This window comes from Rhizobium sp. BK275, from assembly GCF_014193555.1.
In the GTDB taxonomy this organism is placed as follows: Bacteria; Pseudomonadota; Alphaproteobacteria; order Rhizobiales; family Rhizobiaceae; genus Rhizobium.
The window spans coordinates 300517-315540 of the sequence record NZ_JACHZL010000005.1 but is presented as its reverse complement, the minus strand read 5'-3'; the positions used below and the strand labels follow the sequence as shown (position 1 = coordinate 315540).

Here is a 15024-nt window from a genome sequence, read left to right as displayed (position 1 = left end):
GCGATGTTCAAGATCCTCAGAGACCTGCTCCGCTACAACAAGGAATTCCTCTTCGGGACGATCCTGATCCTAATCATTGTCGGGTTGATCGTCTCATCCTTCTTCTCGCCCTATGACGAGACGGCCATCTACGTCGTAATCCCCGACATGCCGCCGTCTGCCGAGTTCTGGTTCGGCACGACGTCGCGCGGACAGGATGTCTTCTGGCAGATCGGCGCGTCGCTGCGCAATACGCTCATCTTCGGCATCATCGTCGCCGTCATCAGCCGCCTCATTGCGCTGGTCGTCGGCCTGGTCTCAGGTTACATCGGTGGGCGCACCGACCAGGTCATCATGGGCATCAACGATACGCTCGGCGCGCTGCCCAATATTCCGATCCTGCTCCTTCTGGTCTTCGTACTGCGTGACCAGATGACATGGTCGATGCTCGCAATCGTCGCGGCCCTGCTCGGCTGGACGCATGACAGCCGCCTCATCCGCTCGGTGGCGCTCTCGCTGCGCCATCGGGAGTTCACCCGGCATGCGGTCTTTTCCGGCATGCGCACGTCGCAGATCCTCATCCGCGAGCATCTTCCCTATGTCATGCCGATCGTCTTCTTCACCACGATGAACAACCTGATCTGGGCGATCGGCCTTGAAGTGACGCTCTCCATTCTCGGCTTTTCCGACATTAACCGGCCGACCGTCGGCGGCATGATCTATTGGGCCAATGCCCATTCCGCCATGGTCGCCGGTGTCTGGTGGTGGATCGCCTTCCCGATGCTCTTCGTAGTGATCCTCTTCCTCGGCCTCTTCATGCTCGCCATGTCGGTCAACGAATATATCGATCCGCGCTCGCGGCTCGCCCGAATGGGAGCCTGAGACGATGCAGAACCTTTTGAGGAAAGCGCCCTTGACCCTCGTCGAAAATTCCCGGGACGCGCTGACGATCGACGGGCTGAAATGCTATTACGTCAACGACTATTTCGGCGTGCGGCGCGAGATCCGCGCAGTCGACGATATCAGCCTGACGGTGCGCAAGAACGAGATCTACGGCATCGCTGGAGAATCCTCGAGCGGCAAGACCTCGCTGATCAAGACGCTCGCCGGCGCCATTCGCCCGCCGATGCGCGTGGTGGGCGGCACGGTCAATTTCAATTTTGATGGCAACCTGATCGACGTCTATGGCGAACCGCAGAAGATGCGGGCCGCACGCTGGCGCCATCTGTCCTATATCATGCAGGGCTCGATGAACGTGCTGAACCCGGTTCGGCGCGTGAAGCATGCCTTCAACGATTTTGCTTCCCGGCATATGGATCTCGATCCAACTGCCTTTCGTCAGCGCGTCGAGGCGCATCTTGCCCGCCTGCATCTCGACCCGCATGTGCTCGAAGCCTTTCCGCATCAGCTTTCCGGCGGTATGCGCCAACGATTGACCATTGCGCTGGCAACGGTCTGCGAACCGGAATTCATCATTGCCGACGAGCCGACGACGGCGCTCGACGTGCTGGTGCAGCAGGATGTTCTTGCGCTGATCAAGGAAGTCCAGACGCGCATGCAGGCCTCGGTCATCTTTGTGACCCACGATATGTCCGTGCATGCTGCGATCACCGATCGCCTGGCCATCATGTATGCCGGGCGGCTTGCCGAAGAAGGACCGACCCAGGCGATCTTCGACAATCCGCAGCATCCCTACACGGTTCATCTGATCGGCAGCCTGCCGCGGATCGGCGATACGAAAATCAGAAAGAGCCTGCAGGGCAAACCGCCGGCGCTTTCCAATCCGCCGTCTGGTTGCCGCTTCCACCCGCGGTGTCCGATCGCGATCGAGAGATGCTCGAAAGAAGTGCCCGTCATGCAGCCAAGCGCGACCGGCGGGCGCGTCGCCTGTTTCAGGGCAGGGGAGTATAAGATCCAATGAGCGGCGAACACCTTCTCGAACTTGAAAACGTCACCAAGCTGTTTCCGATCGGTGGCTTCTTCTCGCGTGCCAAGATGGCGGCGGTCAACGACGTCAGTTTCGCGCTTGAGACCGGCCGGCCCGAGATCTTCACCATTGTCGGCGAATCCGGCTCCGGCAAGTCCACGATTGCGAAGATGATTCTCGGCAGTGAAAAGGCCGACCGCGGCACGATCCACTTCGACGGCGCCAACATCGGCGATATTCGCAGCCGCAGTGCCCGCGAAGCCTTCATGACCAGGGTCCAGCCGGTTTTCCAGAACCCGTTCGAAGCCTTCAATCCTCTGACGCGCATCGACGAATACCTGTTTGCCACCGCTCATCGCTTCAAGGGTGCCAAGAGCCGCGCTGAGAGGGAGGCGCTTGCCGACGCGGCCCTGCAGCGGGTCGGCCTCTCCATTGCGGAGGTCCGCGGACGTTATTCGCATGAATTGTCGGGTGGCCAGCTTCAGCGCATCGCGGTGGCGCGTGCGCTCATTCCGGAGCCGAAGCTGATCGTCGCCGACGAGCCGGTCTCGATGGTGGATGCATCGCTGCGCATGTCGATCGTCAATCTTTTCCGCGAGCTGCGTGATACGCTCAAGGTGTCCATCATCTACATCACCCACGACCTGGCGACTGCCTATTACATCGCCGATCGGGTCATCATCATGCGTAAGGGCGTGGTGGTGGAAAGCGGTGACGCGCGCACCGTGCTCGACAATCCGCAGCATGAATACTCGATCGCGCTGAAGAATGCCGTCCTGCCGCCCGATCCGCATGAGGCGTCGGCGATCATTCGCCAGCGCCAGCAGGATACCGGCGCATCGGTGCCCCGTAAGATTGCGCGCACCTGATCCCCCGATGGTCAGAGCTTGGCCGTACCCGACAGAAGGTGCAGCCAAGCCGTTGTCTCAAGAGGCGCGGAAACGCAGGTTGGCTGCAGAAAGCTCGCTGACGGTGGCGCAGCCCATGAGCTTCATGCCGCGCTCGATTTCCGTTCTCATCTGCAGGAGCGCCCGTTCGACGCCGGCCTGACCGGCGGCGGCAAGCGGGAACAGGTAGTAGCGGCCGACGCCGACCGCCTTAGCGCCGAGCGACAGGGCCTTCAGCACATGGGTGCCGCGCTGAATGCCGCCATCGACCATCACATCGATACGGTCGCCTACGGCATCGACGATTTCCGCGAGCTGGTCGAAGCCGCTGCGCGATCCATCGAGCTGACGTCCACCGTGATTGGACAGCACGATGCCGGTGCAGCCGATATCGATGGCGCGCTTGGCATCCTCGACCGTCATGATGCCTTTGAGGCAGAATTGCCCGCCCCAGGTTTTCACCATGTCGGCGACGTCATCCCAGTTCATTGCGGGATCGAGCATTTCGGTGAAATAGCGGCTGATCGACATGGTGCCGCTGCCCATATCGACATGGCTTTCGAGCTGAGGCAGGCGGAATTTCTCATGCGTGAAATAATTGATGGCCCAGCCGGGCTTGACCGCGAATTGCGCCATGCCAGAGAGATTGAGTTTGAAGGGAATGGCAAAGCCGGTACGCTTGTCGCGCTCGCGGTTGCCGCCGGTGATGCTATCGACTGTCAGCATCATCACCTGGACGCCTGCCTGCTTGGCCCTCGCCATCATTTCGCGATTGAGGCCGCGATCCCTGTGGAAATAGAACTGGTAGACCTGTGGCCCGTTGCTGATCTGCCGCGCTTCTTCCAGGCTGATCGTGCCGAGCGATGAAACACCGAACATCGTGCCGAATTTGCCTGCAGCATGGGCGACGGCCCTTTCACCCTCGTGATGGAAGAGCCGCTGCAGGGCCGTCGGCGAGCAATAGACCGGCATGGCGAGTTTCTGGCCCATGACGGTAACCGACATGTCGACCTCGCTTACGCCACGCAGCACGCTCGGCAGAAGATCGCAGCTCTCGAAAGCAGATGTATTGCGCCTGTAGGTAACCTCGTCATCCGCTGCGCCATCGATATAGTTGAAGATCGGCCCAGGAAGGCGTTGCTTGGCGAGGCGGCGGAAGTCATGGAAATTATGGCAGTCTGAAAGGCGCATACTCGTATCCAATCGAGGGCTGGCATGTCATGCTTCCAGCCGATGAGCGGCCGCGAGACCTCCTCGTCTTCGCGATCCATGACCTATGGGATACGATTATTATTGCACCAATCTCAAGCTCTCTTGAGTGCGCTCCCGTCGCCTCCTCGGATAAATATGCAATTTTTCCGACAGGCCTTCGAGATCTGATCAGCGACCAGCTTTGACCGCGAGCCAAATGACGTGCCGTGCTCCGCCACGCTTGCCGTTGGCACGCGTATTGACGGCATCGACGGCAAAGCCACTATCCTTCAGCCGGCGGGTGAAGGATGGATCCGGTCCGGATGACCAGACCGCGAGTACGCCGCCAGGGCGGAGTGCTTCGCGGGCGGATTTCAGCCCAGCAAAATCATAGAGCCGGTCGTTGGATTTGCGGGTCAGGCCATCGGGGCCATTGTCGACGTCGAGCAGGATAGCGTCATAGCTGGCCTTGCCGGCGCGGATAGCTTCCCCGACATCTCCCTGATGGATTGCGACACGCGGATCGTCGAGGCAGCCCTTGAAGACCTCGGCCATCGGACCGCGCGCCCAGGCGATGACCGCAGGCACCAGTTCGGCAACGACGACGCTTGCATCTTCTGGCAGGACCGCGAGCGCAGCCCGCAGCGTAAAACCCATACCAAGCCCGCCGATCAGGATTTTCGGCTTTGGATGCGACTTGATGCGTTCGTGAGAGAGCGTGGCGAGCGCTTCTTCGGAACCGCTGAGCCGGCTGTTCATCAGCTCGTTAGCGCCGAGCATGATCGAGAATTCGCCGCCGCGCTGCTTCAGCCGCAACTCACTGCCTTCGCCGGGAATGGTCGCGGAATCGAGTTGGATCCAGGGGAGCATGGCGGTTTCGTCTCGCTGAAAGGGACCGTCCACTAGCATAGGCCACCAGCCGATGCCAATAAACCTCTCTCAGACCATACGCATGAAATGGTCGCGGCCTGGTTCGACCGGGCCGTCTGACAATCTTTGAAATGTGATCCGGCTCAGAGCCCGGCGTCTTTCCACAGGGCATGGAAATGATGGACTGGCCCATGGCCGGAACCCACTGTCAATTCGTCCGCAGCAGCGACCGCTTGCGCAAGATAAGCCTTGGCGGTTGCGACCGCCATCTGCGGCGAAACGCCCTTAGCAAGCTCTGCAGCAAGGGCGCTGGACAGGGTGCAGCCTGTGCCATGCGTATTCTTCGTCGGCACACGCTTGGCTTCGAACCAGTGAAGACCGGAAGCGATCGACAACACGTCCGGGCTCTCGTCGCTCTCGAGATGGCCGCCCTTGACCAGCACGACAGCGGGACCAAGTGCCCGGAGGCGCTCGGCCTGCGAGGCCATCTGCTTACGGTTTTCGGCTACCTCTTCGTGCAGCAGCGCGGCAGCTTCCGGCAGATTAGGGGTGAGGAGCGTAGCGAGCGGCAGCAGATGCCGTGTGAGCGCATCGACAGCCTGCGGGTCGAGGAGGGCTGCTCCCCCCTTGGCGATCATGACGGGGTCGACGACGATGGGGATGCCACGATGGGGCGCCAGCGCCTCGGCAACCGCTTCGGCAATGCCGGCATTGGCGATCATGCCGATCTTGACGGCATCGACGCGGACATCGGCAAAGACGGCCTTGATCTGCTGGGCGACGAAATGCGGCGGCACGAGATGCACGCCGGTCACACCCAGCGTGTTCTGCGCCGTCAATGCCGTCAGCGCCGCCATGCCATAAACGCCACGGGCCGAAAAAGCCTTGAGATCGGCCTGGATGCCAGCGCCGCCTGAGGGGTCGGAGCCGGCAATGGACAAAACGTTGCGGATCATCGGCTCACCTTTCTGATTTGATCGGCAATGCGAAGCGTCGCGGCCTTCGGATCAGGCGTGCCGCAGATCGCCGAGACGACGGCAAGCCCATCGGCGCCTGCCGCAAAGACGGAAGCGACATGCTCGCTTTTCAGGCCGCCGATCGCAACCGTTGGAACGGGTGCAGCCTTCACCAGTCTCGCCAGCCCGTCAAAACCGATCGGCTGCTTGTGGTCCGTCTTGGTTTGGGTGGCAAAGACCGGTCCGATACCGGCATAATCGACGATACCAGGGTCGATTGCCGCTGCCAGAGCTTCGGTTTCCACCGACAGGCCAAGGATCATGTCCGGGCCGATCATCGAACGTGCGGCGGCTGGCCCCGTATCGTCCTGTCCGATATGCAGCCCGTCGGCGCCGATTGCAACGGCCGCTTCCACATCGTCATTGACAATCAGCAGCGCGCCTGTGCCTTTCAGTATCTCTTTCAGGACAAGACCGGTTTCCACCATTCTTGCCGTTCCGCCGTGCTTGTCGCGAAGCTGCACCATGGTCGCGCCGCCTGCGACGGCAAGCCGCGTCGTCTCGGCCATGCCGATACCGGCGCAAAGATCGGGATCCAGGACCAGATAGAGGGAGAGGTCAAAGCGTTTCATGCGGCATTGATCCTGGTTCTTGCATCCAGTGTCGAGCCATCAAGCGCGGCGAGCGCATCGAGGAAGCGCCAGGAGAAGGAGCCCGGGCCGGCTGCATCTTTCGCCGCCTCTTCGCCGGCAACCGCGAAGGTGGCGAGTGCCGCAACTGTGCCTGCAAAGGGATCGTCGACAATGGTTGCGGCAAAGGCGCCGGTGAGGCAGGTCAGCGAGCAGCCGAGTGCGGTGACCTGCGGCATTAGCGGCGAACCGCCTTCGATGCGCAGCGCTTGTGCGCCGTCAGTCACGAAATCAACGACCCCGGTGACAGCGACGACTGCGCCATACCGTTCAGCGAGCAACCGGGCAGAAGCCTCGGCCCGCTCAACGGGGTCACGGCTGTCGACGCCCTGGCCACGGCTTTCGCCGCCGGCAAGTGCGATGATTTCCGAGGCATTGCCGCGAATGATCGTCGGGCGAAGCGCCAGCAGATCGGCAACCGCCTTGCGGCGGAAGGAAGTCGCGTAATGGGCGACCGGATCGAGAACCCACGGCCTGCCGCCTGCGTTCGCAGCCGTTGCCGCTGCCTGCATGCCGTCGATCCATTGGGTGGAGAGCGTGCCGATATTGACGGTCAAGGCGCCAGCGATCGCAGCAAATTCTCCGGCCTCCTCGGCGGCGTGAACCATGGCAGGCGACGCCCCGGCCGCAAGCACCACATTGGCGGCGATGTTCATGGCGACATAATTGGTGATGCACTGTACGAGCGGTGGCTTCGCCCGCATCGCCGTCAACAGTGCTCCGGGTGTCTTGTTCTCCATAGTACCCCTTTCAGGCGGGGCAGGCGCGGGAACGATCATGCGATGAAGCAGATGGCGACCCGAGCGACTCCCTCCGCCGGCATTATCCGGTTCAGGTTCGAAGGGTGCTTCTCAGCCCATTCTTGCGAATGGGCGCCCCTGTCTCTCAACGGCACTCTTTCTTGCAGAGAATGGTGCCGCTGTCACTGGCAAAATAACGGTTCTGTGAAGGAGGATCACTCCCGGCACCATCGTTCTGGGTTGGAGCTTGCCAACTTCTCGTATGGTCTCCTTAAAAGACCCCGCGTTTTGAGCTTGGCAAGCCCCGATCCAATCAACGCAGCGGCGCTGGAAGCAGGTTTGCGGTGAAATCCTGATAGGAAACTGGCCGCAGGAACCTGTAGATCGCCAGCGTCCCGACCGATGTCGACCTGCCGTCGGCGGTTGCCGGGTAGGGGCCGCCATGCACCATGGCGGGCGAGACCTCGACACCGGTTCCGAAGCCGTTCACGAGCAGGCGTCCGGCGAGCATTTCCAGCTTGGGAACGAGGCGCTTTGCTTCCGGCTCGTCTTCGCTGGCGATGTGGAGGGCGACGGTCAGCTGCCCTTCGAGGCCATCGAGGACGCGTTCGAGTTCTGTGAGATCGCGGCACCGCACGATAAGGCCGGCCGCACCGAAGACCTCGTCCTGCAGCTCGTGATGCGCGAGGAATGCCGCAGCCGTCGTCTCGAAGAGAGCGGCCGCGCCTTCGAATTCGCTGCCGGGCTTGCCATTGGCAACGAGCCGGACTTCGGGATGCTTCTCCAGCCGGGCAACGCCATCGCAGAATGCCTTGGCGATGGAGCCTGTCAGCATCGTCTGGGCGCTGACATCGGGGAGAAGCTCCCGCGCCTTGGCAATGAAGGTGTCCAGGCCTTCGCTGTCGACGGCGAGAATGAGGCCGGGATTGGTGCAGAACTGTCCGGCACCGAGGACAAGCGAGTTTACGAAAGTCGTTGCAATCTCCGCCGCGCGGCTTTTCAGCGCGTTGGGGAAGAAGATGACCGGGTTGATGCTGCTCATTTCGGCATAGACCGGGATCGGCTGCTTGCGCTCGGAAGCGATCTTCATCAGCGCCGTGCCGCCGCGGCGCGAACCGGTGAAGCCAACTGCCCGAATTCTTGCATCGGCGACGAGCTTCTGTCCAACTTCGAAGCCGGTATCGAAGAGAAGCGCGAAGGTGCCAACATGCAGGCCGGCCTTGGCGACGGCACGCTGTACGGCCCGGCCTACCAGTTCCGACGTGCCCGGATGAGCGGAGTGGGCCTTGACGACAACAGGGCATCCGGCAGCCAGAGCAGACGCTGTGTCGCCGCCGGCCACCGAGAAGGCGAGCGGGAAGTTCGATGCACCGAAAACCGCAACGGGGCCGAGGGGAATGTTGCGCAGGCGCAGATCGGGCTTCGGAACCGGCTTACGGGAGGGATCCGCGCCGTCGAAACGAAGCTCCTGGAACCGGCCTTCGCGAACCTCCCTTGCAAACAGCCGAAGCTGTCCCATCGTGCGAGCGCGCTCCCCCTCGAGACGTCCGCGCGGAAGTCCAGTTTCCGCCATCGCCCGCACGATCAGCTCATCGCCGATCGCTTCGATCTCACTGGCAATCGTTTCAAGAAAGGCGGCCCGCGTTTCCAGGTCGGTTTCCCGGTAGGAGGCGAAGGCCTCCCATGCGAGCTTAGTCGCCTCTTCGACGTCTTCTGCGGAGGCGCCACCGAACGAAACGGGCAAAGCCGTGCCGGTGGCTGCCTCGACGCCATAAAGCTCGCCGCGCGTGCCGCGCTTTTCCGATCCCGCAACGAGCAGGCTTCCATTGATAGTCATAATGGGGTTCCTTTCAAAAAGATTCGGCATCTATATAGGCGTTCGCTTTCTCACTTTCACGACATCTTTACCCAATGGTCTGGGAAGATAGATAGCCTCGACACCAACCTTGTTGCCCGGGCGGCTGCTTTGCCATTGTCGTCTCATCAGCCAAGTCCTGAGGCTCAAAGGGCTCGTGGCGGCGAGGACGTAGAAGTGGACCAAAGGGCCGCGGGCGTGAAGGGACGAAGCGCTGAATCGGCTCGAGACGCTTCGCAAGCGCCTGATCACGGTGCGGAGAACCGCGCCTTGATCAGTTCGTGGTCCGAGATCGCGGCGCCATCGGCATCGACAGCCGGAACGGTCACGGCATCGCTCACCGCAAGGCCGCGCGTGAACAGCCAGTCGAGCCGGGCGAAAGGCGGCTGTGGCACGCCGTCCGGGCCGGCGCGTCGCGTATGCGCGAAATCATTGCCCGTTTCCCAATGGTAACCGGCTTCAGCAAGCAGGCCGAAAAGAGGCTCAAGTGCTCGCGGCTCGCGTGGGCCACTGGGAAGCATATTGGTATTGAAATCGCCGCCGATCACGACGGGCAGGTCGCCGGCGAGCCTTTCGACGGCCTCAATCAACCGCTTCGTCTGCTTGGCGCGATCCTCGACATCGGTCTTGCTTTCCAGATGGACGCTGACGGCAAGGATCGGTCCGAATGCGGTTTCGACCTTCGCGGCAATCGCCATGCGTCCGCCGATGCGGCCTTGGCCGTCTTTCGCATCCGTCCACCATGTGCCGCCGTCATCGAGACGGATCAGTGCCGCATCCTGCAAGGGCAGGCGGGAAAGCAGCCCATTGCCATGGAAGCCGACCGAATTCGTCTGCCCCTTATGCCGTTCGCGCTCATGGGAATTTCCAAGACCGAGTTCCACGAATTCCACGCCGAAAACATAGGACATGCCGAGATCACGAGCGAGATCGGCAACCGTATGACGATTGCCAGCGCGCGCCGTGCCGAGATCGGCCTCGGTCAGAAGCAGGATATCGGCGGCGCTCTGGCGCACGAGTTCAACGGAGGAGGCATGATACTTCAGCCGCTCGGCATTCCACGCCGCGACGACGAAACTGTTGCCAATAACGCTGCCGCCGGAGATCTTCGCCACTTCGATGGTCGCAAGCGACGGCAGGATTGCTGCGAGCCTGTCATGTTCAGCCTGCGTCATGTCCGCGGATCGCGCCTCATCGAAAAAGGCGGCCGAGGGAACGGCAAGCACCTCCACGGCGACCGCAACGAGATTGCGATCGCCGGTGGCGAGATCAGAAAAGCTCGTCATCTCTGCCAGGCTCAGGCGTCGACGGTGGCAGCGCCCGTGCGAGCCGGGGCAACGAGGACTGCGCCGGTGTCGGCCGAATAGAGATGGATCGAATCCTGGTCGATCGCGATGCCGATGCGGTCGCCCGTCTTCAGTGAGACCGAACCGGTCATGGCAACGGCGAAAGGCAGGCCATCGAAATCAGCATGCACGACGCGGCTAGCGCCGAGCTCTTCGATGAAGTCGGCGGTCGCAACGAGAGCGCCCGGCGCATCCGGAGAGACGAGGCGGGCGGCTTCGGCGCGCACGCCGAGAACGACGCGCTGGCCGGCAAGCTGTTTGCCGCGTTCGGTGGGAAGGGCGACCATACGGCCTTCATCATAGATGAAGACACCGTTTTCGTTGACGCGGCCTTCCAGCAGGTTCAGTGCCGGCGTCCCGACGAAGCCGGCAACGAAACGGCTTGCCGGATAGTGATAGACTTCTTCCGGCGTGCCAACCTGTTCGACATAACCGGAGTTCATGACGATGATACGGTCGGCGAGCGTCATGGCCTCGTTCTGGTCATGGGTCACGAAGATCGAGGTAGCGCCGAGGCGGCGATGCAGGCGGCGGATTTCCGCACGCATGGCGATGCGCAGCTTGGCGTCGAGGTTGGAGAGCGGCTCGTCGAAGAGGAAAACCTTCGGCTCACGGATCATGGCGCGGCCCATGGCAACGCGCTGGCGCTGACCGCCCGAGAGCGCTGCCGGACGACGCTCGAGGAAGGGTTCGAGGCTGAGTGCCTTGGCGACTTCGACGATGCGACGGTCACGCTCGGCCTTCGGCACACCGGAAACTTTCAGCGCATAGCCGATGTTTTCGGCGACACTCATGTGCGGATAGAGCGCGTAGTTCTGGAAGACCATGGCGCAGCCGCGTTCGCGCGGCTCGAGCTGGTTGACCACGCGACCGTCGATGGCGATTTCGCCGCCGGAGATTTCTTCCAGGCCGGCAATCATGCGCAAGAGCGTAGACTTGCCGCAGCCGGACGGACCGAGGATGACGATGAATTCGCCCGACTGGATTTCGAGATCGACGCCGTGAACGACGGCGTTCTTGCCATAGCTTTTCTTCACGCCACGGATGGAGATCGGTGCCAAGGGTCTGTTCCTTTCACTTCTCGGTGGAGATAAGGCCGCGCACGAACCAACGCTGCATCAGGATGACGAGGATCAGCGGCGGCGACATGATGATCAATGTTCCGGCCATCGCGACGTTCCAGTCGGGCAGGCCGAATTCGGAGGGAATGAGTGTCTTGAGCTGCGTGACGGCAATGCCGAACTTCGGATCGGTGGTGATCAGCAGCGGCCATAGATACTGGTTCCAGGCCCAGACGAACATGATGGTGAAAAGTGCAATCATGTTCGGGCGCGACAGCGGCAACAGCACGTCCCAGAAAAAGCGGACCGCACCTGAGCCGTCCATCTTCGATGCTTCGGCAAGCTCATCGGGAACCGTCAGGTAGAATTGGCGGTAGAGGAAGGTACCGGTCGCGGTGGCGACCATCGGCAGCACGAGACCCGGATAGGAATTCAGAAGACCCCATTCGAGCTTGACCTGGATGCCGGTAACCTGCGCGATCACCCAGCTGATGCCGGTGACATCGAGGATCGTTTGGAAGGGCTGAAGCGCATTGGCAGCGATCGAATAGGTCGGCACGATGCGCACTTCCAGCGGCAGCATCAGCGTGATGAAGATAATCCAGAAGATCAGATAGCGGCCGCGGAAGCGGAAATAGACGATCGAAAAGGCGGCCATGGCCGAGAGCAAGACCTTGCCGGCGCCGACCGTGGCAGCGAAGATGACGCTGTGAAACAGCTTGTTGCCGAGATCGGCGCGGACCCAGGCGGTCTGCACGTTCTCCCAGAAATGGCTGCTCGGAGTGAGCGGCAGCGGCACGCGGTTGACGGTCTCGAGATCGAGCGTCGATGCGACGACGACGATCAGGAAAGGCAGGAGTGCGATCACCAGGCCGAGTGCGAGCAGGGTGTAGCAGACGAAATTGAATATTGGCGTGCGTTCGATCATGTTTGCGACCTCACTTGTAGTGCACGCGCCGCTCGATGAAGCGGAACTGGAAAATGGTGAGCAGGATGACGAGCCCCATCAGGATCATGGATTGGGCTGCGGCACCCGAATAATCGAGGCCCCTGAAGCCGTCGAAATAGATCTTGTAGACCATGAGATCCGTAGCGCGCGCCGGACCGCCCTGGGTCATGACGTCGACGATACCGAAGGAATCCTGGAAGCTTTCGGTGATATTGATGACGAGCAGGAAGAACAGGGTCGGGGTCAGCAGCGGCAATTGGATATCCCGCATCCGGCGCAGCGGCCCCGAGCCGTCCATGGCGGCCGCCTCGATAAGCGAGCGTGGAATGCCCTGCAGTGCCGAAAGGAAGAAAATAAAATTATAGCCGATATATTTCCAGGAAAAGGCGATAACGACGGCGATCATGGCATCCTTGCCGTCAAGCGCCGGGTTCCAGAGCCCGGGCCAGACCTGGTTGATGACCGACAGAAGACCAGCCTCCGGCGCCAGGATGAAGCGGAAGGCAAGGCCGAGGGCGGGAGCGGCAATCGCATAGGGCCAGATGAAGACCGACCGGTAGATTTTGTGGCCGCGCAGTTCACGATCCGTCAGAAGCGCCAGGATGAGCGCCAGCCCCATGGCGATAACAGTCGAACTGAAGCCGAAGATCATGCTGCGGGTGACGGAGTCCCAATAGATCGGATCACTGAGCAGCAGTTTGAAATTGTCGAAACCGACCCAGGCATTGCCGCCGCCCCATGGCTGCTCGAGCGTGAACGCCCAATACAGCGCCTGCGCGCTTGGCCAGTAGAAGAAGACGAAGATCAGCAGCAGCATCGGAAATGCGAAGAGAAGGCCGATCGTCGTCGAGGAGAAAGTGACGCGCTTTTCCATGAGTGGTCGTTTTCGTCCTGGTTTGGTTCTGGCGCGGGCGGCGATGTCGCTCCCGCAGCCTGTGGGGAACGTGCAAAGACGCACCCGGCACGCCAAAGCGGCCGGGTGCGGCTCATATCAGTCGATCAGGGGAGCTGAACGCCCTTGTAGGTCTGCTGGAAGCGACGCAGGAGCTGGTTGCCGCGATCGGCAGCAGAGTCGAGCGAAGCCTGGACATCGGCATTGTTGACGAAGATTGCCTGCAGGCCGTTAGCGATTTCGGTGCGGACCTGGAGCAGGCCACCGAGGCGGATGCCCTTGGCAGCCGTGTCGCCAGCCGGGGAAGCGGTCAGGCTCTGAATGGCAAGTTCGCGACCGGCATAGGGTGCCTTGTCGTAGAAGCCCTGCTTCTTCAGGTATTCGAAGCCGGAGTTACGAACCGGGATATAGCCGGTAACCGTCGACCAGGTGAGAGCTTCTTCCGGCTTTGCGATGAAGTTGAAGAAAGCAGCAGCAGCCTTGTATTCGGCATCCGAATGACCCTTCAGAACCCAGAGCGAAGCGCCGCCAACGTAGGAGCTGTGACGGGTTGCATCGCCATAGGTCGGGAGCATCGAAACGCCCCAGTTCATGCCCTGCTTGGCAGTACGGCCGATGTTGCCATGGTCGCCAACGGAGGTCAGGATGACCTGGCAATCGCCAGCAGCGAAGGCTTCAACGAAGGTCTGGCCGACGGCCTTGTTCTTGATGACGGCGAGCTTGTTGTCGTACCAGGACTTCAGATCCTTGACGTAGCTGACGAGGAGCGGATTCTTGTTGAACACCAGCTCGGCATCGAGGCCTTCAAAGCCGTTCTTCTTCGTAGCGATCGCTTCGCCGTTGACGGCTTCGAACTGCTCAATGTACTGCCAGACTTCGTTGTTGGAGATGTCGAAGCCGAGCGGGCAAGCGTAGCCAGCGTCCTTCAGAGCCTTGAAGTCTTCGCCTGCTTCCTTCCAGGTCGCCGGAGCATGGTCCTTGCCGATCTTGGCGAAGGCGTCCTTGTTCCAGTACAGCAGCGCCGTCGAGGAGTTGAAGGGGAACGAATACATCTCGCCCTTCGACGTTGCGTAGTAGCCGGCGATACCGGAGAAGTAGTCGTTCCAGTCAACATTGTAGCCCATGTCCTTCATGAGCTTGTTGGCCGGGTAGTAAGCGCCCGAAAGCATGATGTCGAGCGTACCGGCATCCGAAACCTGAGCGATGGTCGGCTGCTTGCCGGCGCGGAAGGCAGCGATCGTGTTCTGCAGCGAGGCGTCGTAGGAACCCTGGCTGGTGCAGACGACTTCATAATCGCCCTGGGACTGGTTGAAACGGTCGCACTGTTCCTGAACGCGCTTTGCGATGTCGCCTGAGTTACCGAACCAGAAGTCGATCTTGGTCTTTTCGGCGGCGGCGGCAGGACCAGCAGCAAGGAAGGCTGAAGCGAGAAGGGCGCCTACGGCGCCGAGAAGCTTGGCTTGCATGAGAACCCTCGAAAAATAGGACGCGCCCCCTCTTGAGCGCACGCCGTATTAACTGGTTCAATTTGCGGTAACCAATGAAGTTTCTATGACATGAATAGAGTAGAAAGCTTCTGTCACAAAATATTCATGTCGTAATTTCCTGAACCGTCTGTGAGTGGCTGATAAATTGATTTCTCGCGCTTCGTCGTGGGTGTCGGCTATATTTCATATATATAA

The 15024-nt window shown here is 61.0% G+C and carries 14 protein-coding genes and 1 riboswitch; of the genes, 3 read left to right on the top strand and 11 right to left on the bottom strand.

What is annotated here, in order from left to right:
- The first annotated feature begins 3 nt into the window (after window positions 1–3).
- Genes FHT82_RS17850 through FHT82_RS17840 form a run of 3 tightly spaced genes read left to right on the top strand, consistent with a single transcriptional unit; the run spans window position 4 to window position 2775 of the window.
- Entirely contained in the window at window positions 4–861 is an 858-nt protein-coding gene (locus FHT82_RS17850; RefSeq protein ID WP_183733611.1) for an ABC transporter permease, read from the top strand.
- 4 nt (window positions 862–865) lie between these two features.
- Complete coding sequence (locus FHT82_RS17845) at window positions 866–1900, top strand: ABC transporter ATP-binding protein (RefSeq protein WP_183733608.1); 1035 nt, start codon at window positions 866–868, stop codon at window positions 1898–1900.
- Window positions 1897–2775 (top strand): ABC transporter ATP-binding protein, encoded by an 879-nt coding sequence (locus tag FHT82_RS17840; RefSeq protein ID WP_183733605.1) that lies wholly within the window; start codon window positions 1897–1899, stop codon window positions 2773–2775. Before FHT82_RS17845 ends, FHT82_RS17840 begins: the two co-directional genes overlap by 4 nt.
- 57 nt (window positions 2776–2832) lie before the next feature.
- On the opposite strand, the gene FHT82_RS17835 is transcribed toward FHT82_RS17840, so the two are convergent.
- The 11 genes from FHT82_RS17835 to FHT82_RS17785 all read right to left on the bottom strand — a co-directional run bounded on the left by FHT82_RS17835 (window position 2833) and on the right by FHT82_RS17785 (window position 14808).
- On the bottom strand, window positions 2833–3984 hold the full coding sequence (locus FHT82_RS17835) for an alpha-hydroxy acid oxidase (RefSeq protein WP_183733602.1): 1152 nt from the start codon (window positions 3982–3984) through the stop codon (window positions 2833–2835).
- Between the two features lie 189 nt (window positions 3985–4173).
- Complete coding sequence (locus FHT82_RS17830) at window positions 4174–4854, bottom strand: hypothetical protein (protein WP_183733599.1); 681 nt, start codon at window positions 4852–4854, stop codon at window positions 4174–4176.
- A 143-nt stretch (window positions 4855–4997) separates the two neighbouring features.
- Entirely contained in the window at window positions 4998–5810 is an 813-nt protein-coding gene (gene thiD, locus FHT82_RS17825; RefSeq protein WP_183733596.1) for a bifunctional hydroxymethylpyrimidine kinase/phosphomethylpyrimidine kinase, read from the bottom strand.
- Window positions 5807–6442: a thiamine phosphate synthase gene (gene thiE, locus FHT82_RS17820; RefSeq protein ID WP_183733593.1), complete on the bottom strand. Its 636-nt coding sequence runs from the start codon at window positions 6440–6442 to the stop codon at window positions 5807–5809. Before thiE ends, thiD begins: the two co-directional genes overlap by 4 nt.
- Entirely contained in the window at window positions 6439–7239 is an 801-nt protein-coding gene (gene thiM, locus FHT82_RS17815; protein ID WP_183733590.1) for a hydroxyethylthiazole kinase, read from the bottom strand. Before thiM ends, thiE begins: the two co-directional genes overlap by 4 nt.
- A 51-nt stretch (window positions 7240–7290) precedes the next feature.
- Window positions 7291–7389, bottom strand: a riboswitch (TPP riboswitch).
- Between the two features lie 163 nt (window positions 7390–7552).
- Window positions 7553–9076 carry an aldehyde dehydrogenase (NADP(+)) gene (locus tag FHT82_RS17810; RefSeq protein ID WP_183733587.1) on the bottom strand — a complete coding sequence of 508 codons (1524 nt, stop codon included), beginning with the start codon at window positions 9074–9076 and terminating at the stop codon, window positions 7553–7555.
- Window positions 9077–9342: 266 nt separating this feature from the next.
- The gene (locus FHT82_RS17805) at window positions 9343–10380 is read right to left on the bottom strand and encodes an endonuclease/exonuclease/phosphatase family protein (RefSeq protein ID WP_183733584.1); all 1038 of its coding nucleotides are present in this window, start codon (window positions 10378–10380) and stop codon (window positions 9343–9345) included.
- Window positions 10381–10391: 11 nt separating this feature from the next.
- Window positions 10392–11501 carry a sn-glycerol-3-phosphate ABC transporter ATP-binding protein UgpC gene (gene ugpC, locus FHT82_RS17800; protein WP_183733580.1) on the bottom strand — a complete coding sequence of 370 codons (1110 nt, stop codon included), beginning with the start codon at window positions 11499–11501 and terminating at the stop codon, window positions 10392–10394.
- Between the two features lie 13 nt (window positions 11502–11514).
- On the bottom strand, window positions 11515–12429 hold the full coding sequence (locus FHT82_RS17795; RefSeq protein WP_183733577.1) for an ABC transporter permease subunit: 915 nt from the start codon (window positions 12427–12429) through the stop codon (window positions 11515–11517).
- A 10-nt stretch (window positions 12430–12439) separates the two neighbouring features.
- Window positions 12440–13324 carry a sugar ABC transporter permease gene (locus tag FHT82_RS17790; RefSeq protein ID WP_183733574.1) on the bottom strand — a complete coding sequence of 295 codons (885 nt, stop codon included), beginning with the start codon at window positions 13322–13324 and terminating at the stop codon, window positions 12440–12442.
- Window positions 13325–13449: 125 nt separating this feature from the next.
- Entirely contained in the window at window positions 13450–14808 is a 1359-nt protein-coding gene (locus tag FHT82_RS17785; RefSeq protein WP_183733572.1) for an extracellular solute-binding protein, read from the bottom strand.
- Window positions 14809–15024 lie beyond the last annotated feature (216 nt).

Coding starts and splice junctions, on each gene's coding strand:
- thiM (WP_183733590.1), bottom strand. CDS start 7,239: ATGGAGAACAAGACACCCGGAGCACTGTTGACGGCGATGCGGGCGAAG.
- FHT82_RS17845 (WP_183733608.1), top strand. CDS start 866: ATGCAGAACCTTTTGAGGAAAGCGCCCTTGACCCTCGTCGAAAATTCC.
- FHT82_RS17840 (WP_183733605.1), top strand. CDS start 1,897: ATGAGCGGCGAACACCTTCTCGAACTTGAAAACGTCACCAAGCTGTTT.
- FHT82_RS17790 (WP_183733574.1), bottom strand. CDS start 13,324: ATGGAAAAGCGCGTCACTTTCTCCTCGACGACGATCGGCCTTCTCTTC.
- FHT82_RS17795 (WP_183733577.1), bottom strand. CDS start 12,429: ATGATCGAACGCACGCCAATATTCAATTTCGTCTGCTACACCCTGCTC.
- FHT82_RS17835 (WP_183733602.1), bottom strand. CDS start 3,984: ATGCGCCTTTCAGACTGCCATAATTTCCATGACTTCCGCCGCCTCGCC.
- FHT82_RS17785 (WP_183733572.1), bottom strand. CDS start 14,808: ATGCAAGCCAAGCTTCTCGGCGCCGTAGGCGCCCTTCTCGCTTCAGCC.
- thiD (WP_183733596.1), bottom strand. CDS start 5,810: ATGATCCGCAACGTTTTGTCCATTGCCGGCTCCGACCCCTCAGGCGGC.
- FHT82_RS17810 (WP_183733587.1), bottom strand. CDS start 9,076: ATGACTATCAATGGAAGCCTGCTCGTTGCGGGATCGGAAAAGCGCGGC.
- thiE (WP_183733593.1), bottom strand. CDS start 6,442: ATGAAACGCTTTGACCTCTCCCTCTATCTGGTCCTGGATCCCGATCTT.
- FHT82_RS17805 (WP_183733584.1), bottom strand. CDS start 10,380: ATGACGAGCTTTTCTGATCTCGCCACCGGCGATCGCAATCTCGTTGCG.
- FHT82_RS17830 (WP_183733599.1), bottom strand. CDS start 4,854: ATGCTCCCCTGGATCCAACTCGATTCCGCGACCATTCCCGGCGAAGGC.
- FHT82_RS17850 (WP_183733611.1), top strand. CDS start 4: ATGTTCAAGATCCTCAGAGACCTGCTCCGCTACAACAAGGAATTCCTC.